Annotated in this window: 1 protein-coding gene; it reads left to right on the top strand. The window is 49.3% G+C overall.

Going from position 1 to position 883, the window contains the following annotated elements; all coding sequences use genetic code 11:
- Positions 1–883, top strand: an 883-nt coding sequence (locus tag R7R24_RS25560) for a flagellar biosynthesis protein FlhA (RefSeq protein ID WP_318119908.1), incomplete at both ends; no start/stop codon positions are given.

Here is an 883-nt window from a genome sequence, read left to right as displayed (position 1 = left end):
TGAACGTATTTCAGAAGTCTCCGCGCGTTTTACATTGGATGCCCTACCGGGCAAACAAATGGCGATCGATGCGGACTTAAACGCCGGTTTGATCGATCAAGAAACCGCTCGTCTGCGCCGTAAAGAAGTTGCGAACGAAGCCGACTTCCACGGTTCAATGGACGGTGCGTCGAAATTTGTTCGCGGTGATGCGGTCGCAGGTCTGTTGATTCTATTCATCAACATCATCGGTGGTATCAGCATCGGTGTTTTCGAACACGGCTTACCAGCGTCTGAAGCATTCAAAACTTATGCACTGCTAACCATCGGTGATGGCTTGGTAGCACAAATTCCATCGCTATTACTGGCAACCGCAGCTGCAATCATTGTGACTCGCATCAATGACAGCGACAACGGCATGTCAGAAACCATGCAGAAACAGTTGCTCGCAACTCCAGCGACCTTGTTTACGGTTGCAGGGATCATGGCCGTCATTGGTATGGTTCCGGGTATGCCGCACCTTGCATTCTTTGCATTTGCTGGCGCATTAGGGTTTGCAGGTTGGAGACAAAGTAAGAAACCAGTTCAAGATACGCAAATCGAACAGGTGGAAGCACTTTCTCAAGCAATGCAAGAGGAAGACACACCACTCACATGGGACGACATCCCACACGTGCACACACTGTCTCTTGCGCTTGGTTACCGTCTTGTTCACTTGGTAAATAAGGATCAAGGTGCGCCACTTTCGCAACGTATTCGTGGTGTACGTCGTAACCTCTCAGAACAGGTAGGTTTTCTTCTACCCGAAGTTCGCATTCGCGATAACCTAAGCCTAAAACCGAACCAATACACCATTTCTCTTAATGGCGAAGTGATTGAGCAGGGCTTCATCGAACCAGAGCGT

This window comes from Vibrio sp. 704, assembly GCF_033339295.1.
Note: the sequence above shows the minus strand (reverse complement) of the source record. Positions and strands in the feature narration are given on the sequence as shown.